Genomic DNA, 16,308 nt, shown 5'->3' on the forward strand with positions numbered 1-16,308 from the left:
CCCGGAACGGGACGGCCCTTCGAGCGGAACGTTCAGTTGTTGCCGCGCAGGATCGCGATCAGGCGCAGGATCTCGACGTACAGCCACACGACGGTGACCATGATGCCGAAGGCGCCGACCCAGCCGTAGACACGAGCCGCTCCGTTACGCACGCCGCGCTGAATCTGGTCGAAGTCGAGCACGAGCGAGTACGCGGCCATGATGACCACGACGACACCGATGATCACACCGAGCGGGATGCCGAGGATCTTGACGGTGCTGTACATGCCGAACGCGCCACCGGCGATCGGGGCGTTGAACAGCATCAGGACGATGTTGAGGAGGCCGAACACCATGTAGCCGACCATGGCGATCAGGAAGATCTTCGTGGCGCGGGCCGAGGCGCGCACCTTGCCGCTCGCGAACAGCGCGAGGGTCACACCGACGACGGAGAGCGTCGCGAGCGTCGCCTGGATGACGATGCCCGGGTAGATGAACTCGAAGAACGCCGAGATGCCACCGACGAACAGACCCTCGAACGCCGCGTAGGCGAGGAAGACGGGGACGGACGGCTTCTTCTTGAAGATCGCGACCATCGCGAGCACGAAGCCGACGAGGCCACCGACGATCATCGGGGCGGCGCTGGGGCTGGGGTTCGCGACGCTGACGCCGGCCATCGACCAGATCCAGCCGACGACGGCGCCGACGACGAGCACGCCGAACAGCGCGAGCGTCTTGAAGACGGTGTCTTCGATCGTCATGCGATCGGTTTCGACGGCACCCGCCGCGGGGGCGGTGTACATGCCCTCGAGGTTGGCCGCTTCAGCAGCGGCTGCCGCGCTCGCGGCGGGGGCCGCGGGAGGGCTGTAACGGGTCTGGGCGCCGGCACGAGGGTCCTGGAACGCCGGGGTATTGAATGCCGGGTTATTGAGGGCCACGGGGACTCACACTCCAAATGATGGTCATCACAGCACCGTGCTGTCAGACAACACTAGCCGAGCAGGGTGCGAGATTCCTTGTGTTGACTGGGATTCCGCTATGAGCAAGGGAGTCGTTCACCCGCCGTCGCTACCGTGGGCGGGTGCCGCTCAACCGCCCGCTGATCATCGGCCACCGAGGCGCTCCCGGGTACCGCCCCGAGCACTCGCCGAGCTCGTACGCGCTGGCGATCGCCGCGGGAGCGGATGCCGTCGAACCCGACGTCGTCCCCTCGAAGGACGGCATGCTGGTCGTCCGCCACGAGAACGAGATCGGCGCCACGACCGACGTCGCGACGAGGCCGGAGTTCGGGGACCGTCGCACCTCGAAGGTCGTGGACGGGGAGCGGCTGACCGGGTGGTTCGTCGAGGACTTCACATGGGACGAACTCCGCACACTCCGCTGCCGTGAGCGGATTCCGGCCCTGCGACCGGGCAGCGCGGCTTTCGACGACACCGAGTTCGTGCTGTGTCTGCGAGACGTCCTCGACCTCGCGCGGTCGGGTGGTGTGGGGGTCGTCCTCGAGATCAAGCACGCGGCGGCGTTCGCCGCCCAGGGCTTCGATATGGCGGCGCTCGTTCGCGACGAGTTGCGCGAGGCGGACTGGCTCGACGACCCGACGCTGGTGATCGAGTCGTTCGAGCCCCTCGTGCTGGCGCGACTGCGAGAGCTCGGCATCCGGTCGCCGCTCGTGCAGCTCATCGAAGCGGGCGGGGCGCCGTGGGATCTGCGCGAGCGCGATGGGGCGGAGGCCGCGACGTACGCGTCGATGTTGACGCCCTCCGGGCTGGACGCGCTCGCTCGCGAGGTCGATGGCATCAGCCCCGACAAACGGCTCATTCTGGACCCCGGGCGGCTCGGGCGGGCGCGCGGCCCCGCCCGGTTCGTCGCCGAGGCGCAGGGCCGGGGTCTCCGTGTCTTCACGTGGACATGCCGCCCCGAGAATATGTTTCTCCTGCCGGGGTATCGTCGGCACGGAGGTCGGGCCGCATTCGGTGATTTCCGGACCGAGTGGGCCGTTCTTCGCGATGCACGGCTCGACGGGGTGTTCGTCGATCATCCCGACCTCGGCGTCGAGGTGTTCCGCGGCTGACGGCCGACCGCAACCCCTGCCGATCGGTGGGTCGGCCGCGTGAGGATGGCCGCATGACGGTTGACGTGACGGTGGTCGGCGGTGGCATCTCGGGCCTCGCGTGCGCGCGGGCGGTTCAGGATGCCGGGAAGACGGCGCGCGTGCTCGATCGCGGGCGCCGCGTCGGCGGGCGTCTGTCGAGCCGCACGTTCGAGGGGCGTCCGGTCGACCTCGGGGCGTCGTACTTCGTCGTCGGCGAGGCGGACCGATTCGGGCACGTCGTCGCGGACTGGGAGGAGCGTGACCTCGCGCGCCCCTGGACCGACACGTTCGTCGTCGTCGACGCGGACGGGAACCAGACGCCGAAGCCGGGGCCCATGCGATGGGCTGCTCCGCTCGGGCTCCGCTCACTCGCTCTCGATCTCGCGCAGGGGCTCGACGTCGTGTCGGAGCGGGTGGTCGAGAGCGTGGAGCTGTACCTCGTCGACGGGGAACCGTCGGGCGAGGTCGTGCTCGCGATGCCGGAACCGCAGGCGGCGCGCCTCACCGACGTCCGTCTCGGCTCGGCGGCCGCGTGGGAGCCCGTCATCGCCGTGGTGCTGCGGTGGGAGGAGCGACACTGGCCGGCCGATCTGCACGGCGCCTTCGTTGACGGCGATCCGGACGTGTCGTTCATCGCCGACGACGGGGATCGCCGCGGCGACGGTGCACCCGTGCTCGTCGTGCACACGACCGCTGACCGCGCGCGGCTGCATCTCGACGATCCGGACGGGGCGATCGAGCCTGTCCTCGCCGCCACCCGCCGGCTCCTGCGGATCGCCGTCGACCCCGTCTCGGCCTTCGCGCACAGGTGGACGTTCGCGCGTCCGACGGCGACGACCGGTCAGCCCTTCTTCCGGTCGCCCGGTCTGTCCGCGTGCGGGGACGCGTGGGGCGAGAGCGCTGCGGTGCGCACCGCGTGGTCGTCGGGCGATGCTCTCGGCCGCGCGCTCGCGGCATCCTGAATCCGTTCTCCCGAGGCGATGTCGGAGGGCCCCTCTAGGGTGGGGCCATGGATGTGGGGATCGACGCGGCGGGGGTGCGGCGCTCGTTCGGGACCGTTCACGCGGTGCAGGACGTGACGTTCGCGGCGGCACCGGGCCGGGTGACGGGGCTCGTCGGCCCCAACGGCTCGGGCAAGACGACGCTCATGCTGATGCTCGCCTCGTTGCTTCAGCCCGACGCCGGTGAGGTGCGGATCGGCGGCGTCGACCCGATCGCCGACCCCACGGGTGCGCGCCGTCTTCTGGGGTGGATGCCGGACTCTCTGGGCGCGTGGCCGAGCCTGACGGCGCGCGAGGTCCTCGTCGCGACGGCGCAGCTCTACGACCTTCCGCGCGCGGCGGCGCGCACGCGTGCCGACGAACTCCTGGCGCTCGTCGACCTCGCCCCGCTCGCGACGTCCGCGGCGCGGGTGCTCTCTCGCGGGCAGAAGCAGCGTCTCGCGCTCGCGCGGGCTCTCGTGCACGACCCGAAGGTGTTGCTGCTCGACGAACCGGCGTCGGGGCTCGACCCGCAGGCGCGCATCGCGCTGCGCGTGCTGCTGCGGCGCCTGGCCGCCGAGGGGCGCACGATCCTCATCTCGAGCCACGTGCTGTCCGAGCTCGAGGAGGTCGTCGACGACGCGGTCTTCATGATGGACGGCCGCACGGTCGGAACCGACCGGGTCGCCGCGGCGGCGACGCGCACACGGTCGTGGCGGGTGCGGCTGCTCACCGATCCGTCGCGCGGGGCGCAGGCGGGTCGCGCCGAGGTCGCGGCGGCGCTCGGGCGTGCCCCCGACGAGGTCGGGGTCGATCGCCGAGACCTGCTCGTGCCGTTCGCCGACGAGGCGGGGGCCGTCGCCGGGCTTCGCGCGCTGGTCGGTGCCGGCGTCCCGGTGGTCGAGTTCGCTCCGGCGGTGGGAGATCTCGAACACGCCTTCCTCGACCTCAGAGTCGGCCCCGGCGGCGAGGGGAGCCCCGCATGAACCTCCACCGTCTCAGGACCGTGATCGGCATCGAGCTGCGTCAGCGCGTGCGCTCGGTCGGGTGGTACGTGCTGCTCGGGGTGTTCTTCGTCATCCTGATGGCTGTCCTCGCGCTGTCGTTCGCGTCGTTCGCGCTCGCCAGCGGGGGCAACGAATGGTTCTTCTCCCTCGTCATCATGCTCGTGCTCCTGCTCGTGCTGCTCGTGTCCCCGACCCTCAGCGGCAGTGCCGTGAACGGGGATCGGGACGCCGCAACCCTCGCGCCCGTCCAAGTGACGCTCGTCACGACGGCCGAGATCGTCATCGGCAAGTTCCTCGCCGCGTGGATCTCGGGGCTCGCCTTCCTCGTCGTGGCCGCGCCGTTCCTCGTCGTCGCCACCGCGGCGGGCGGCCTGAACCCGGGCGTGATCCTCGCCTCGCTCGGCATCCTGGTCCTCGAGGTCGGGGTCGTGGCCGCCGTCGGTGTCGGCTTCAGCGCCGTGGTCGCGCGGCCGATCTTCTCGGTCGCGAGCACGTATCTCGTCATCGCCGCGCTGTCGATCGGAACGCTGATCGCCTTCGGTCTCGGCGGACTCGCCCTGCGGTCCGAGCAGGTGTCGATCACGCGCGACTTCGACTGGAGCGCTGCACCTGAGGGCTGTGATCCCGGCGTGCGGCCCCGGGACACCGGGTGCCCGTCGTACGAGGAGCTCCCGTGCATCGAGAACCGCTACACCTCGGAGGTGCCGCGCTTCGATCGCGTGTGGTGGGCGCTGGCCGCGAACCCGTTCGTGATCCTGGCGGATGCCACGCCGCCGACCTACGTCGACGGGTATCCCCGCGACCTGTTCTCGCAGATCGCCTATAGCGTCCGCCTCGCTCAGAAGGCGCCCGAAACCGAGACGCGGTTCGACGGGTGCGTGGCACCCGACGTCCCGTCGTACGAGACGCCGGAGGAGCAGCTCGAGGGCACGGTTCCCAGCTGGTTCGTGGGGCTGATCGTGCAACTGCTGATCGCGGCCGGGTTGCTGATCTGGGGAATCGGCCGGACCCGTACACCGGCGAAGCGCCTGCCGCCGGGGACGCGTATCGCCTGAGGTCGCGGCCGACGTCGGGGCGGAGTGCCCGGGCTGACGACTCGGGATCGAGGGTCTCGAGACTGGGGGTCGGGGGAGGGCGGCGGCGTCAGCGCTCGAGGCTGGAGGGGTGGAGTCGTGTGCGTCGCCCTCAGCGCAGCCGATCGGCCAGTGCCACCGCATCATGCGGAGCGCGGCCACGCGCGTCGTTGTCGAAGTAGGCATAGACATCGCGCGGCACGCCGTCCGTCGAAGCGGTGCCGTCGAGCCAGCCGCGGATGCGATCGGCCCAGGCATCGAGCTCCTGGCCGGCGTAGCCGCTCGCGTAGAGCTCGGTGGAGCCGTGGAGTCGCACGTAGACGTGGTCGGCGGTGAGGGCGTCGAAGACGGGCCAGCGGCCCGCGGTATCGGCGAGGACGAGGGCGACCCCGTGTGCGCGAAGGATCTCGGCCGCCCGCGGATCGGAGAAAGATGCCGAGCGCGGTTCGAGCGCGTGGCGGAGGGGCATATCGGCCTCGACCTCGAGCCAGTCGCGGCCGTCCACTCGCTGATCGTGCTGCCGTGCGAGTTCGAGGGCGGCGCCGGTCGTCCGCGGGAGCTGCGAAAGGAAGCCGTCGAGCACGTCGGGATCGAAATCCACCCGTTCGGGCAACTGCCAGAGGAACGGGCCGAGGGTCGGGCCGAGCGCGAGCACCCCCGACGCGAAGAAGTTCGCGAGCGCCGTCTGCACACCGACGAGGCGCAGCATGTGCGTGACGTAGCGCGATCCTTTGACCGCGAAGACGAAGTTCGCCGGCACCTCTTCGCGCCAGCGCCGGTAGCTCTCAGGACGCTGCAGCGAGTAGAACGAGCCGTTCAGCTCGACGCTGCGGAGACACTCGCCGACGTACGCGAGCTCACGCCGTTGCGCGAGCCCGCGCGGGTAGAAGTCTCCCCGCCAGCGCGGATAGCGCCAACCGGAGATCCCGATGAAGGCTGTCGCGCTCAGGCGTGGCCCTCCGCGGCCGGGAAGCCGGGGTCGACGGCGTTGCCCGTGTCGTCGGCGAGATCGACGTGCTCTTCGGCCTCGGCGGCGTCTTCGCGCACTTCGTCGGTTACGGCGTCGGTGGGGGCGGCCGAGTCGGCGTGGGCGTCGTCGGCGTGGCGGGAGGGGATGTCAGGAGTGCTCATGCGTCCACGGTGCGCCCTCGCCCCGTCGTGGTCGACAGGCTTGCGCTCGAGGGCGAGAGGTGCGAGGGGCCGGGGGAGGACAGGGGGCCAGGGCAGGACTCTTCCGCCCGGATCGTCCTCCGCCCGTCCCCTCTCCTCCCGCCGTCACGGTGCCGCGCCGTCGGGCAGCGCGTGTCGTCGCGAGATCGGGGCGCGTGCCGCGCCGTCGGGCAGCGTGTGCCGTCGGGGAACCGCGGCCCGTGCCGTCGCAGCGCGCGTCAGTCCGTGGCATCCGGGATCGACGACTCGACCGCGGGCCAGGCGGGGAGCGGGTCGTCGAACGAGGTCCACGCTGCGGGACCGGCGGCGAGCTCGGCGTCGGTCAACGCGGCGTCGTCGAGGATGTGCGCGAGCCGTGGAACGGAGAGATCGAGTCCCGTGAACGCGATCTCCTGACCGAGGCCCATGCGGCCGTCGTCGGCCCCGATCGGTTCGATCCACATCGCCGAGCCCACGTGCTCCCACCGGGCCAGGATGCCGGGACGGCTGGCGAGGCGGCAGAATCCCGCCGAGCGGACGAGGCGTCCCGCAGCCCCGTCATCGAGCCGGTCGAGGGCGGCGGAGAGACGCGCAGGGTGGAACGGGCGGACCTGCTCGTAGCGAAGCGTCATGACGCGGTTGTCGCGCATGTAGGGGTCGTGCTCGTCGTTCAGGGCGTGGACCCATCCGGCGCGCTCGAGGATCTCGCCCTCGTGCGACGCCTCGGACGCGAGGTCGTTGAGCGGGTCGCGCGTCAGCCGGACCACCGCGCCCGGGTTCAGGTGCGACGCCAGAGCCATCTGCACGGCGAGGGCGGGTGTCGGCACCTGCTCCCAGTTGATCCAGACGATGCGGGTCGCCAGCTCGAGAGCGAGAGCGGCCTGGCGCGCGCGGGCACCGACGTCTCCACGCGTGTCGCCGGGGGCGGCGGATGCCACGAGCGCGGTGTCGTCGAGGAGGTCGCCGATCATGTGCCGCGCGTCCACGACGCAGACGGCCTCGACCTCGGAACCCCCACGCGCGGCGATCGAGTGGATGAGGTCGACGTCGGCGGCCATGTCGACGACCACGTGCTCTTCGTCGGTTCGTGGCCGAGGCAGGGGCAGCGCGTGCGCGGCGCGGAGGTCGGCGAAGCGCAGCAGGTGGAGCGGTCTCCCCAGGGCGATGGCGGTTCGTTCGGCGTAGGACCGGCGTTCGGGGGCGCAGACGCCCATGATGGCGATCGTTCGGCGCATGGCATCCACCTCTCATTTGTCAGGGAGCTCTCGACACCTTACCTTGTTAATGAGAACGGTTATCAAAAAGGAGAACGCCATGAAGGTTCGCGCCTCGATCAAATCCCTGAAGAAGCAGCCCGGCGCGCAGGTCGTGCGTCGACGCGGCAAGGTCTTCGTGATCAACAAGCTCAATCCGCGCTTCAAGGGGCGACAGGGGTGAGTCGTTCGTAGACTCGCGGCGTGGAGTGGTGGGGTCTGATCGCCGGTGTCGCGATCGGTCTCGCGCTCGCGGGGCTCGGGGCGTCGCGGGGTCGCGCGATGCTGCGGCGCCGCCAGGCGGAGGAGATTCAGGATGCCGCGACGTTCGGGTGGATGAAGCTCGAGCCGCCGCGCGGCGACGACCCCGGCGATAACGCGAACGAGAACCGTTCTTGATTGCCTAAACGTATTGCAAAGCGTTTATGTGTGTGGTCTTCTTGAGATGTGGACAAGATCGCGGGGCTCGCTGACGCCGCCGAGCTGTTCAAGGTCCTCGGCAACGACTCGCGTCTCGCGCTCGTGTGGCTGCTGAGCCGCGAACCGCTCACGGTCGGCGCGCTCGCCGAGCAGGCCGGCCTGTCGCAACCGTTGGTGTCGCAACACCTGCGCACGCTGCGGCAGGCGGGATTGGTCGAATCCGAGCGCGAGGGAAAAGAGATCCGATACGCCCTCGCCGATCAGCACGTCGCGCACGTCGTGCTCGATGCGATCGCCCACGTCCAGGAAACGACCGACCAGGGGAACGAACATGAGCACCACTGAGACCCACGCCGAGCACACCGTCGACGAGCACGCGCACGGCGACAACTGCGGCCACGAGGCCGTCGAGCACGGCGACCACGTCGACTACGTGCACGGCACGCACCACCACGCGCTGCACGGCGATCACTACGACGAGCACGAGGCCCAGGCTGAGCACACCGTCGACGAGCACGCCCACGGCGACGACTGCGGCCACGAGGCCGTCGAGCACGACGACCACGTCGACTACGTGCACGACGGTCACCGTCACGCGGCCCACGCCGATCACTACGACGAGCATTGAGGTGTGACGGCATCCGGGCCCGAACCTCGGATGCCGTGAGGCCCGTCTCCCGATGAGGGGGCGGGCCTTCGCGTTTCCGCTCTCGTTCAGTTCGGTAGTCAACCCTGCCGATGACGGGCGCTAGGGGTGAGGCTGCACCCTTCGTATTCGTCCCCCCGCATCCTTCGCGTAGATGGTGGGTGGGCCGTCGCCAGGAGCCACGTGCTCGAGAGTCGAGAGGATCTCCGAGATATCTTGGCCCCACTGAGAGCCGCTGCGGTGCTGCGAGTACGCGCCGACCCCCCATCTCTGGAAGGCGTAGAAGTAGGCGAAATCCTGCAGTGCCAAGACATCAGGGGGTGTGCGGTATTGCCAGGTTGTCAGTTCGCCGACGACGTCGAGCCAGTCCTGGTAGACGAGCATGAACCGCAGTGAAGGAGACGGGTGAGTGTCCGAGCGCGCTGATTTGTCGGTGTGCCAGCCGATCCACACGAGCGCCTCGAGAGCAAGCAGTGATCCGCAGGCCTGGGTGAGAAGGTCGTCAGACGAGAACGCAGAATCGAGTACGAACTGATTGGCGAGAAGATCGCACGCGATCTCGTCGCGGTACTTGTAGAGAATCCCCCCGAATGGTTCCAATTCTCCTCGGAGCGAGTCCCATTCATCCTCTTGGAGAGAGGGCCACAGCTGGTGGACCTTTTCGTACGCAGCATGTCTCTGTGTGGCCGTCGTGCGGAGATGCGCCATCTCGTGGGCGATCGCCCAACGTACCGCAGCCGAAGTCACCCGAGTAGTGAATATCTCATCGGCGGTGTTGTGAATGAGGTCTTCCGTCGTCGCGGGCGTCGCCGTGTTCGGATCGGTGTACTCGAACAACGCTCTTCGTGCTTCGCCGACCTGCTGCCATGTCAAGCCTGACCGCGTGACGGTTGCGAAAAGAGGGAAGACGTCAGCGATTCGCGAACAGAGTTCTATGTATCGGATCGGGATGCTCACTGTGGGTCGGTCTCTGGCGGCCGAGGACGACGGCATGTCATCGTCGTCCGTGATCGCCACAAAGACCGACGACGACGTCTTGATCCGACCGGCTCCACTCGTTGGGCTCCCGGATCGGGAGGGCATTTCCCAACCCCGCATCCATTCCTCGATCAATTCCGACGAGGCGAAAGGGTAATCTCCCGTTTTCCCCACGGCGGCGATGACGCGCGCTTCTGGTTGAGAGGGGGGCTTCTTTCGCCCGAGGTGCTTCTGGCGTGAGGCCTCGAGCTCGCTGGTGTCGTTGACTGTACGCTCGATCTGCGTGAGGGACGGGTACTCGGCGGTGAGATCCAGTAGGGGTTGTGCGGCACCCCACGGGTAGGTCGCGTGCCGCGCGAGCGCCGCTTCTGATCGAAGCCGTCGTAGTCGGCTGCCTTTGCCCATGGAATCGCAGTGTAGGGTGTTGCGGCGCGCGGGGATGGATAGGCCGAGTAGAAGCAGCGCGTCACGTCTTAGTTGACGGCAATGTGCCTGCGGGGTCAGGGCTGAACGCGGAACGCGCGCTCCTCGAATCCGACCACGTCGCCGAGCTGCAACTGCCGCCCGCGTCGCCGTTCGACCTCGCCGTTCACCGTCACGTAGCCGTCGATGATCGCCTCCTTGGCGTCTCCGCCGGAGTCCAGGATGCCGGCGAACTTCAGGAACGCGCTGAGGCGGATGCTCTCGCTGCCGACGGGGACGTCCTGGGGTGCGGGGCGGGTCATGGTTTCAGCATGGCAGGGTCTGCGCGCGATCCCCTCTTGAGTGTCCAGAACACCCGGACGATTCTCCGGCGGTCTCAGGGTGTGTTGGACACTCACGGGGAGGCGCCGCGGCCGGGAGGTCGAAGCGAAGGGCTCGGCGGGAACCGAGACGTGGACGCGACGGCGGGAGTCGAACCCGCCACGCCTTCGGTTATGAGCCGAGGCCCGGGACCGCCCGGATCGCCGCGATGTGCCCCCACGCTAACCCGGGCCCGACGGGCCTCCTACGGGCGTTGCGGATCGTGACCGGATGTGTCGTCGCGTGGCGAAGAAGCTCGCCGACTCTCCAGGATCGCCCGCGTCGAGTGCTCCAGATGGGCGCGCACGGCCCGTTGCGGATCCGCCCACGCCTCCTCGACGTACGCGCGATGCTCCTCGGTCAGAGCCCCGGGCGCGTACGCCGGGCGCACATGCGTCAGCAGCAGGTGCATCTCGGAATCGAGGCGCCGATACTCCTCCGCGATCCGCGGGCTGCCGGCCGCATCGACGAGCGCGAGATGCACGCGCGCGTGCGCGTCGAGCGTGGCGGGCCAGTCTCCGGATGCCTCGGCGGCGGCGAGGGCATCGAGGGCGGCGTCGACCTCGGCCGGACGGATGCCGCGATCCCGCGCGATCCGCACCGCTTCGGTCTCGAGGGCGCAGCGCAACTGCTGCAGGGCGACGAGCGCGTCGTCGTCGAGGAGAGAAACGCGGACGCCGCGATAAGGCTCCGCGGTGACGAGGCGCTCGGCGGTGAGCCGGGTGAGCGCCGTGCGGGCGGTGTGCCGCGAGACGCCGTGCGTCGCGCTCAGCTCCTCCTCCCGAAGGGGCGTGCCGGGCGCCAGTTCGCCGGAGAGGATGCCGGCACGCACCGCGTCCGCGACGAGGTCGGCCGCGCGAGGGCCGGGTACGTAGGCTGCTGTCGCGGCGGAGGCGGGGGAGTCACGCGGGGGCCGTGGCATCCGGAACCTCCTGACGTCGACGAGACGGAACCGACACGACGGCGAGGCCGACGGCGATGAGCGCGAGGCCGAACGCGCTAACGGGTGTGAGCTGCTCGTGCAGCACGAAGAGGCCGAGAAGGGTCGCCGCGAGGGGCTCGGCGAGGGTGAGCGTCGAGACCGTGACGGCCGTCAGGCGCGCCAGACCCCAGCCGAACAGCAGGTACGCGACCGTCGTCGTGACGACTCCGAGCCAGAGGGCGAGCGCCAGCCCGTTGGGGGTTGCGAGCCACGACCCTCCCGCGATCAGCAGAACCGGCAGGCTCGCGACGGCGGCCACGCCGAACACCGTTCCCATCACGCGCGTGGAGTCCCACCCCCTCTCGATCAGCGCCTTTCCGCACACCGTATAGAGGGCGTACGACATTCCCGCGCCGGCCGAGGCGAGCAGTCCGCCCGGCGCGAGCGCCACCGCCCCGCCGGTCACGCCCGACACGAGCACGACGCCGGTGAGCGCGATGGCGGTGGCGAGCATCCACCGGGGGGAGGGGAGACGGCGCGAGCGCACGGCATCCACGATCCCCGTCGCGATGGGGGCCGATCCGAGGGCGACGACCGTGCCGATCGCGACGCCGTTCTCGCGCGTCCCAAGAAAGAAGAGAGGTTGATAGGCGAGGACGCCGATCGCTCCCACCGCGATCAGTCCCGCGGTCGAGAAGCGCGATCCTGTCGGCGTCGGCGTGCGCGGGCGGCGCGCGAGGGCGAGCAGACCCAGGATGCCGCCGCCCACGACGATCCGCGCCGCCCCGACCGCCAGAGGCGAGGCGTCGACGCCGGCGAGCGCCTGCGCGGTTCCGGTCGTGGAGAAGCACAGCGCCGCAGCGAGGATCGCGAGAGCGGAAAGCATGAGTGGATTGTTACACAATCTGGCCGCGCGTGTGGCCGCGCCGGCGAGCTGCCGTGCCGTCGGGCGGAGGTCGTCGGGAACACGCCGGTTCCGGATGCCGTGTGGCGGCGTGTCGGTGATGAACTCCGCGCGACGGTACGCGGGGCGGGGCGCGAGCGGCGGCGCTTGACCCCGTCCTCTGCCGGACGGACGCTCAGGAACCGCTGTGTAACGTAGGTGCATGGCGACGACGGCGGGGCGAGGCATCCTGGCCCTGATCGTCGCCGGCGGACTGCTGGTGTCCGGCGGCATCCTGGCGATGCTGGTCGATCCGTTCGCGCGGACGCCCATCGAAGTCGATTCCACGACCGAGTGGCTCGCCCGCATTCTGCTGCTGTTCGGGGTGGTCTGGATCGTCGTCGGCATGGTCGCGGCCCGCACGCGTCTCGTTCGCCGTCCCGGTGCCGCCGCCGCTCGCGCGAGCTGGATCGCCTCGACGCGGCCGTGGCGGGCGGCGGAATCGAGCCTCGGCCTGCTGCCCCTCGACCGCTGGCTCATGATCGTCGTCCCCGCGGGTGTCCTCGTCGCCACGCGCGTCGTGCAGACTCCGCGCGACGGGCTCTGGGGTGCCGCCCTCGCCGTGCTCGGGTGGCTCTTCTTCGCCATCGTCGTGCGACTCCTGCTCGGGAAGCGCTCGCCGTGGCCGATCATCGCCGCCGTCGGAGGAGCGCTCGTCCTGCGGTGCGTCGTCGCGCTCGCGGTGATCTCGCTCTCGGGTCCCGAGGGGATCTGGCCTGCGCTGTGGGCGATGCCGATGGTCCGCGTGCTCTATCTCGCGCTGGCGTTCGCGCTCCTGGCATGGGTGTTCGTCGTCGCCGGCTGGTCGCTGCGCCCGCAGCTGGGGCGCCGGCGCGCGACCGGTGTCGCCCTGGCCGGGATGGGGATCGCGTACGCCCTGCCCGCGGTGACGATCGCCGTCGTGGGGGCCGGCGACGCCCTGCGCTCGTGGAACGAGCAGATCGGGGTGCTGCCCTGGGACCTCGTCCGGCTCACAGGCGGGCGCGACGGTGACATCCCCGCCGAGCTCGTCATCGGCGCGGCCGTGACGGGTGCGGTCGTGACGGTCGTCGGCATCCTGCTCGCTCTTCCGCAGCGCTCTCGCGAACGCTCGACGCTCTAGTCAGCTCCCCAGGGTGCGGTCGAACGGACCGCCCCGACGAATGTCGCGCACCTCCTTACCCAGCGGCATGAGCGACACCGGCACGAGCTTGAAGTTCGCGATGCCCAGCGGGATGCCGATGATCGTGATGCACAGCGCGATGCCGGTCAGGATGTGCTCGAGGGCGAGCCACCACCCGGCGAGGATGACCCACACCACGTTGCCGAGGAACGAACCGACTCCCGCGGTCGGCTTGGCCACGATCTCGCGCCCGAAGGGCCAGAGCGCGTAAAGCCCGATGCGGAACGCCGCGATGCCCCACGGAATCGTCACGATGAGGATGCACAGCACGATCCCCGCCAGCATGTAGCTGACGAAGAGCCAGAAGCCCGACAGGACGAGCCACAGGATGTTGAGGATGAGGCGCATGCCTCCATCATGGCGGGAGGACTCCGGATGCCAAGGGGGCGAGGCCCATGTCGGAGCCCCCGCCTAGACTTGGACGCGCCATGACCGACGCCTCCACGCCCCTGATCGTCGGCGGTCCCGCACCGTCGGATGCCCGCCCCGACGCCGACCTCCTCCAGGGTCTCAACGGCCCCCAGCGCGAGGCCGTGACCTACCGCGGGCAGGCGCTGCTCATCGTGGCCGGTGCCGGCTCGGGAAAGACGAGTGTGCTCACCCGGCGCATCGCCTCGCTGCTGCGCACGCGCGAGGCGTACCCCAGCCAGATCCTCGCGATCACCTTCACGAACAAAGCCGCGGGCGAGATGCGCGAGCGCGTGCATCAGCTGATCGGTCAGAAGGCCGATGGCATGTGGATCTCGACGTTCCACTCCGCGTGCGTGCGGATCCTGCGGCGCGAGGCCGAGCAGTTCGGTTTCACCAAGGCCTTCACGATCTACGACTCGGGCGACTCGCGGGCGCTCATCAAGCGTCTCGTGAAAGAGCACGAGGGCGATTCGTTCGGACTCACCCCCGCCGGCACGCAGAGCCGCATCTCGAAGCTCAAGAACGAGCTCGCCGACGCGGAATCGTATGCGCGATCGGCCAACATGAGCGACCCCGCCGAGCGCATCTTCGTCGAGATCTTCTCGTCGTACCAGCGCGAGCTGCAGCGGGCCAACGCCTTCGACTTCGACGACCTGATCGCCCAGACCGTCTATCTCTTCCGTGCCTTCCCGCAGGTGGCCGACCGCTACCGCAAGCGCTTCCGCCACATCCTGGTCGACGAGTACCAGGACACCAACCACGCGCAGTACGCGCTGATCCACGAGCTCACCCGGCCCGTGGGGTCCGACGCCGAGCCGTTCTCCTCCGGCGGCATGATGATCTTCGACGCCGACCCTTCGACAGGCTCAGGGACCGACGGGGGCGCCGCGTCGCTCACCGTCGTCGGCGACTCCGACCAGTCGATCTACGCCTTCCGCGGCGCCGACATCCGCAACATCAGCGAGTTCGAGCGCGACTACCCGGGCGCGAAGGTCGTGCTGCTCGAGCAGAACTACCGCTCGACGCAGAACATCCTGTCGGCGGCCAACGCCGTCATCGCGAACAACTTCGACCGCAAAGACAAGAAGCTCTGGACCGACGTCGGGGCGGGCGACCCGATCATCGGCTTCACCGGCTACTCGCAGCACGACGAGGCGCAGTTCGTCGCCGACGAGATCGAGGCGCTGCACAAGAAGGGCGTCGACTACTCCGGCATCGCGGTCTTCTACCGCACCAACTCGCAGTCGCGTGCGCTCGAAGAGATCTTCATCCGCTCGGCCGTGCCCTACAAGATCATGGGCGGCACGAAGTTCTACGAGCGCGCCGAGATCAAAGACGCGCTCGCCTACCTCGTCGCCGTGGCGAACCCCGCCGACGGCATGGCGGTCCGCCGCATCCTGAACCGCCCGCGACGCGGTATCGGCGACGTGACCGAGACGGCCATCGCGCGCTACGCCGCCGAACACGACATCACCTTCCGTGACGCCCTGGCCAACTCCGCGCAGATCGGCGTCGGGCCTAAGCTCCAGAAGGCGATCGACCAGCTCGACGCGGTGCTCACCGAGGCCACAGCGATCATGCTCCCGGCATCCGGGGAACTCGCTCCCTCCACCTCGGTCACCGAGGGACTCACCCTGCTGCTCAACAAGAGCGGATACTTCGACGCCCTGCGCGCGAGCAAAGACCCGCAAGACGAGGCCCGCCTCGAGAACCTCGACGAGCTCATCGCGGTCACTCGTGAGTTCGCGCGGAACAACCCCGAGGGAACGGTGATCGACTTCCTCACCGAGGTGACGCTGGTGGCGGATGCCGACGACCTCGACGACGCGTCCGGCTCGGTCTCCCTCATGACCCTGCACACCGCGAAGGGTCTCGAGTACGACGCCGTCTTCCTGACCGGTGTCGAGGAGGACCTGCTCCCGCACCGAATCTCGGCGAACGAGCCCGGTGGTCCTCAGGAGGAGCGGCGACTCTTCTACGTCGGCATCACGCGCGCGCGTAAGCGTCTGCACGTGTCGCTCGCGATGACCCGCGCGCAGTTCGGCGAGGTCACGGTGGCGATGCCGAGCCGTTTCCTGCAAGAGATCCCGGCCGACCTCATCGACTGGCGCCAGTCGCCGGGCGACGTCAACGGTCGAGGCGGGTCGCAGTCGCGCGCGCTGAATGCGCGCGGCCGCCGCCCGGGTCAGAGCGGGGGCGGAAGCCGCTACGGAGACGACCTCGTCCCGCTGCCGAAGCGCGCGCCGGCCGACCCGAGCAAGTTCCCCAACCGCATTCCCGCGAAGGTTCGCGACAACGGCGACATGGTCCTGGCATCGGGTGATCGCATCCGTCACGACGACTTCGGTGAAGGTCGTGTGGATGCCGTGACGGGCGAGGGAGCGAAACGCGTCGCGCACGTGCGCTTCGACACCGTCGGCCCGAAGAAGCTGCTGATCAAGATCGCGCCGATCACCAAGCTCTAGCCGGAGGGTCACCTCCGAGTTCACCCGGGGGCGACGCGAGAAGAA

The 16,308-nt window shown here is 69.4% G+C and carries 19 protein-coding genes and 1 tRNA gene; 10 read left to right on the top strand and 10 right to left on the bottom strand.

Annotation, left to right across the window (positions count from 1 at the left end; genetic code table 11):
* Positions 1–32: 32 nt before the first annotated feature.
* Entirely contained in the window at positions 33–917 is an 885-nt protein-coding gene (locus P2P98_RS04205) for a Bax inhibitor-1/YccA family protein (RefSeq protein WP_275797514.1), read from the bottom strand.
* A gap of 143 nt (positions 918–1,060) precedes the next feature.
* Here P2P98_RS04205 and P2P98_RS04210 point away from each other — a divergent pair, with 143 nt between their 5' ends.
* The 4 genes from P2P98_RS04210 to P2P98_RS04225 are packed head-to-tail and all read left to right on the top strand — an operon-like array spanning position 1,061 to position 5,113.
* Positions 1,061–2,050 carry a glycerophosphodiester phosphodiesterase family protein gene (locus P2P98_RS04210; protein WP_275797516.1) on the top strand — a complete coding sequence of 330 codons (990 nt, stop codon included), beginning with the start codon at positions 1,061–1,063 and terminating at the stop codon, positions 2,048–2,050.
* A gap of 53 nt (positions 2,051–2,103) precedes the next feature.
* The gene (locus P2P98_RS04215; protein ID WP_275797518.1) at positions 2,104–3,033 is read left to right on the top strand and encodes an NAD(P)-binding protein; all 930 of its coding nucleotides are present in this window, start codon (positions 2,104–2,106) and stop codon (positions 3,031–3,033) included.
* A gap of 47 nt (positions 3,034–3,080) precedes the next feature.
* A complete protein-coding gene (locus tag P2P98_RS04220) occupies positions 3,081–4,037 on the top strand; it encodes an ABC transporter ATP-binding protein (protein ID WP_275797520.1) in 957 nt (318 codons plus the stop codon).
* A complete protein-coding gene (locus P2P98_RS04225; RefSeq protein ID WP_275797522.1) occupies positions 4,034–5,113 on the top strand; it encodes an ABC transporter permease in 1,080 nt (359 codons plus the stop codon). Before P2P98_RS04220 ends, P2P98_RS04225 begins: the two co-directional genes overlap by 4 nt.
* A gap of 130 nt (positions 5,114–5,243) precedes the next feature.
* Here the strand turns inward: P2P98_RS04225 and P2P98_RS04230 are convergent, their stop codons facing one another.
* The 3 genes from P2P98_RS04230 to P2P98_RS04240 form a co-directional block, all read right to left on the bottom strand.
* Entirely contained in the window at positions 5,244–6,080 is an 837-nt protein-coding gene (locus P2P98_RS04230) for a DUF72 domain-containing protein (protein WP_275797577.1), read from the bottom strand.
* A complete protein-coding gene (locus P2P98_RS04235; RefSeq protein ID WP_275797524.1) occupies positions 6,077–6,262 on the bottom strand; it encodes a hypothetical protein in 186 nt (61 codons plus the stop codon). Before P2P98_RS04235 ends, P2P98_RS04230 begins: the two co-directional genes overlap by 4 nt.
* A 257-nt stretch (positions 6,263–6,519) precedes the next feature.
* Positions 6,520–7,515 (bottom strand): GTP-binding protein, encoded by a 996-nt coding sequence (locus P2P98_RS04240; RefSeq protein WP_275797526.1) that lies wholly within the window; start codon positions 7,513–7,515, stop codon positions 6,520–6,522.
* Positions 7,516–7,594: 79 nt separating this feature from the next.
* On the opposite strand from P2P98_RS04240, the gene ykgO reads away from it, so the two are divergent.
* From ykgO to P2P98_RS04260, 4 genes are read left to right on the top strand one after another with little or no spacing between them, the layout of a single operon-like run.
* Positions 7,595–7,717: a type B 50S ribosomal protein L36 gene (ykgO, locus tag P2P98_RS04245; RefSeq protein ID WP_056226526.1), complete on the top strand. Its 123-nt coding sequence runs from the start codon at positions 7,595–7,597 to the stop codon at positions 7,715–7,717.
* 20 nt (positions 7,718–7,737) lie between these two features.
* On the top strand, positions 7,738–7,932 hold the full coding sequence (locus P2P98_RS04250) for a hypothetical protein (RefSeq protein ID WP_275797529.1): 195 nt from the start codon (positions 7,738–7,740) through the stop codon (positions 7,930–7,932).
* A 48-nt stretch (positions 7,933–7,980) separates the two neighbouring features.
* Positions 7,981–8,298 carry a metalloregulator ArsR/SmtB family transcription factor gene (locus P2P98_RS04255; RefSeq protein ID WP_275797531.1) on the top strand — a complete coding sequence of 106 codons (318 nt, stop codon included), beginning with the start codon at positions 7,981–7,983 and terminating at the stop codon, positions 8,296–8,298.
* Entirely contained in the window at positions 8,285–8,581 is a 297-nt protein-coding gene (locus P2P98_RS04260) for a hypothetical protein (RefSeq protein ID WP_275797532.1), read from the top strand. The genes P2P98_RS04255 and P2P98_RS04260 overlap by 14 nt, the downstream gene beginning before the upstream one ends.
* Positions 8,582–8,701: 120 nt before the next feature.
* Here the strand turns inward: P2P98_RS04260 and P2P98_RS04265 are convergent, their stop codons facing one another.
* From P2P98_RS04265 to P2P98_RS04285, 5 genes are all read right to left on the bottom strand, one after another.
* A complete protein-coding gene (locus P2P98_RS04265; protein WP_275797534.1) occupies positions 8,702–9,982 on the bottom strand; it encodes a hypothetical protein in 1,281 nt (426 codons plus the stop codon).
* Between the two features lie 95 nt (positions 9,983–10,077).
* Positions 10,078–10,302, bottom strand: a complete 225-nt coding sequence (locus tag P2P98_RS04270; RefSeq protein ID WP_275797536.1) for an RNA-binding S4 domain-containing protein — start codon at positions 10,300–10,302, stop codon at positions 10,078–10,080.
* Positions 10,303–10,453: 151 nt separating this feature from the next.
* A tRNA-Met gene (locus P2P98_RS04275) sits at positions 10,454–10,529 on the bottom strand.
* Positions 10,530–10,565: 36 nt separating this feature from the next.
* Positions 10,566–11,282, bottom strand: coding sequence for a GntR family transcriptional regulator (locus P2P98_RS04280; RefSeq protein ID WP_275797538.1), 717 nt, complete (start codon positions 11,280–11,282; stop codon positions 10,566–10,568).
* Positions 11,263–12,168 (bottom strand): EamA family transporter, encoded by a 906-nt coding sequence (locus P2P98_RS04285; protein ID WP_275797540.1) that lies wholly within the window; start codon positions 12,166–12,168, stop codon positions 11,263–11,265. Before P2P98_RS04285 ends, P2P98_RS04280 begins: the two co-directional genes overlap by 20 nt.
* A gap of 220 nt (positions 12,169–12,388) precedes the next feature.
* On the opposite strand from P2P98_RS04285, the gene P2P98_RS04290 reads away from it, so the two are divergent.
* The gene (locus P2P98_RS04290; protein WP_275797541.1) at positions 12,389–13,327 is read left to right on the top strand and encodes a hypothetical protein; all 939 of its coding nucleotides are present in this window, start codon (positions 12,389–12,391) and stop codon (positions 13,325–13,327) included.
* Here the strand turns inward: P2P98_RS04290 and P2P98_RS04295 are convergent, their stop codons facing one another.
* Positions 13,328–13,735: a YccF domain-containing protein gene (locus tag P2P98_RS04295; RefSeq protein ID WP_275797543.1), complete on the bottom strand. Its 408-nt coding sequence runs from the start codon at positions 13,733–13,735 to the stop codon at positions 13,328–13,330.
* 80 nt (positions 13,736–13,815) lie between these two features.
* On the opposite strand from P2P98_RS04295, the gene P2P98_RS04300 reads away from it, so the two are divergent.
* Complete coding sequence (locus P2P98_RS04300; RefSeq protein WP_275797545.1) at positions 13,816–16,263, top strand: UvrD-helicase domain-containing protein; 2,448 nt, start codon at positions 13,816–13,818, stop codon at positions 16,261–16,263.
* Positions 16,264–16,308 lie beyond the last annotated feature (45 nt).

The sequence above is a fragment of the Microbacterium sp. Kw_RZR3 genome, assembly GCF_029222405.1.
GTDB lineage: Bacteria > Actinomycetota > Actinomycetes > Actinomycetales > Microbacteriaceae > Microbacterium.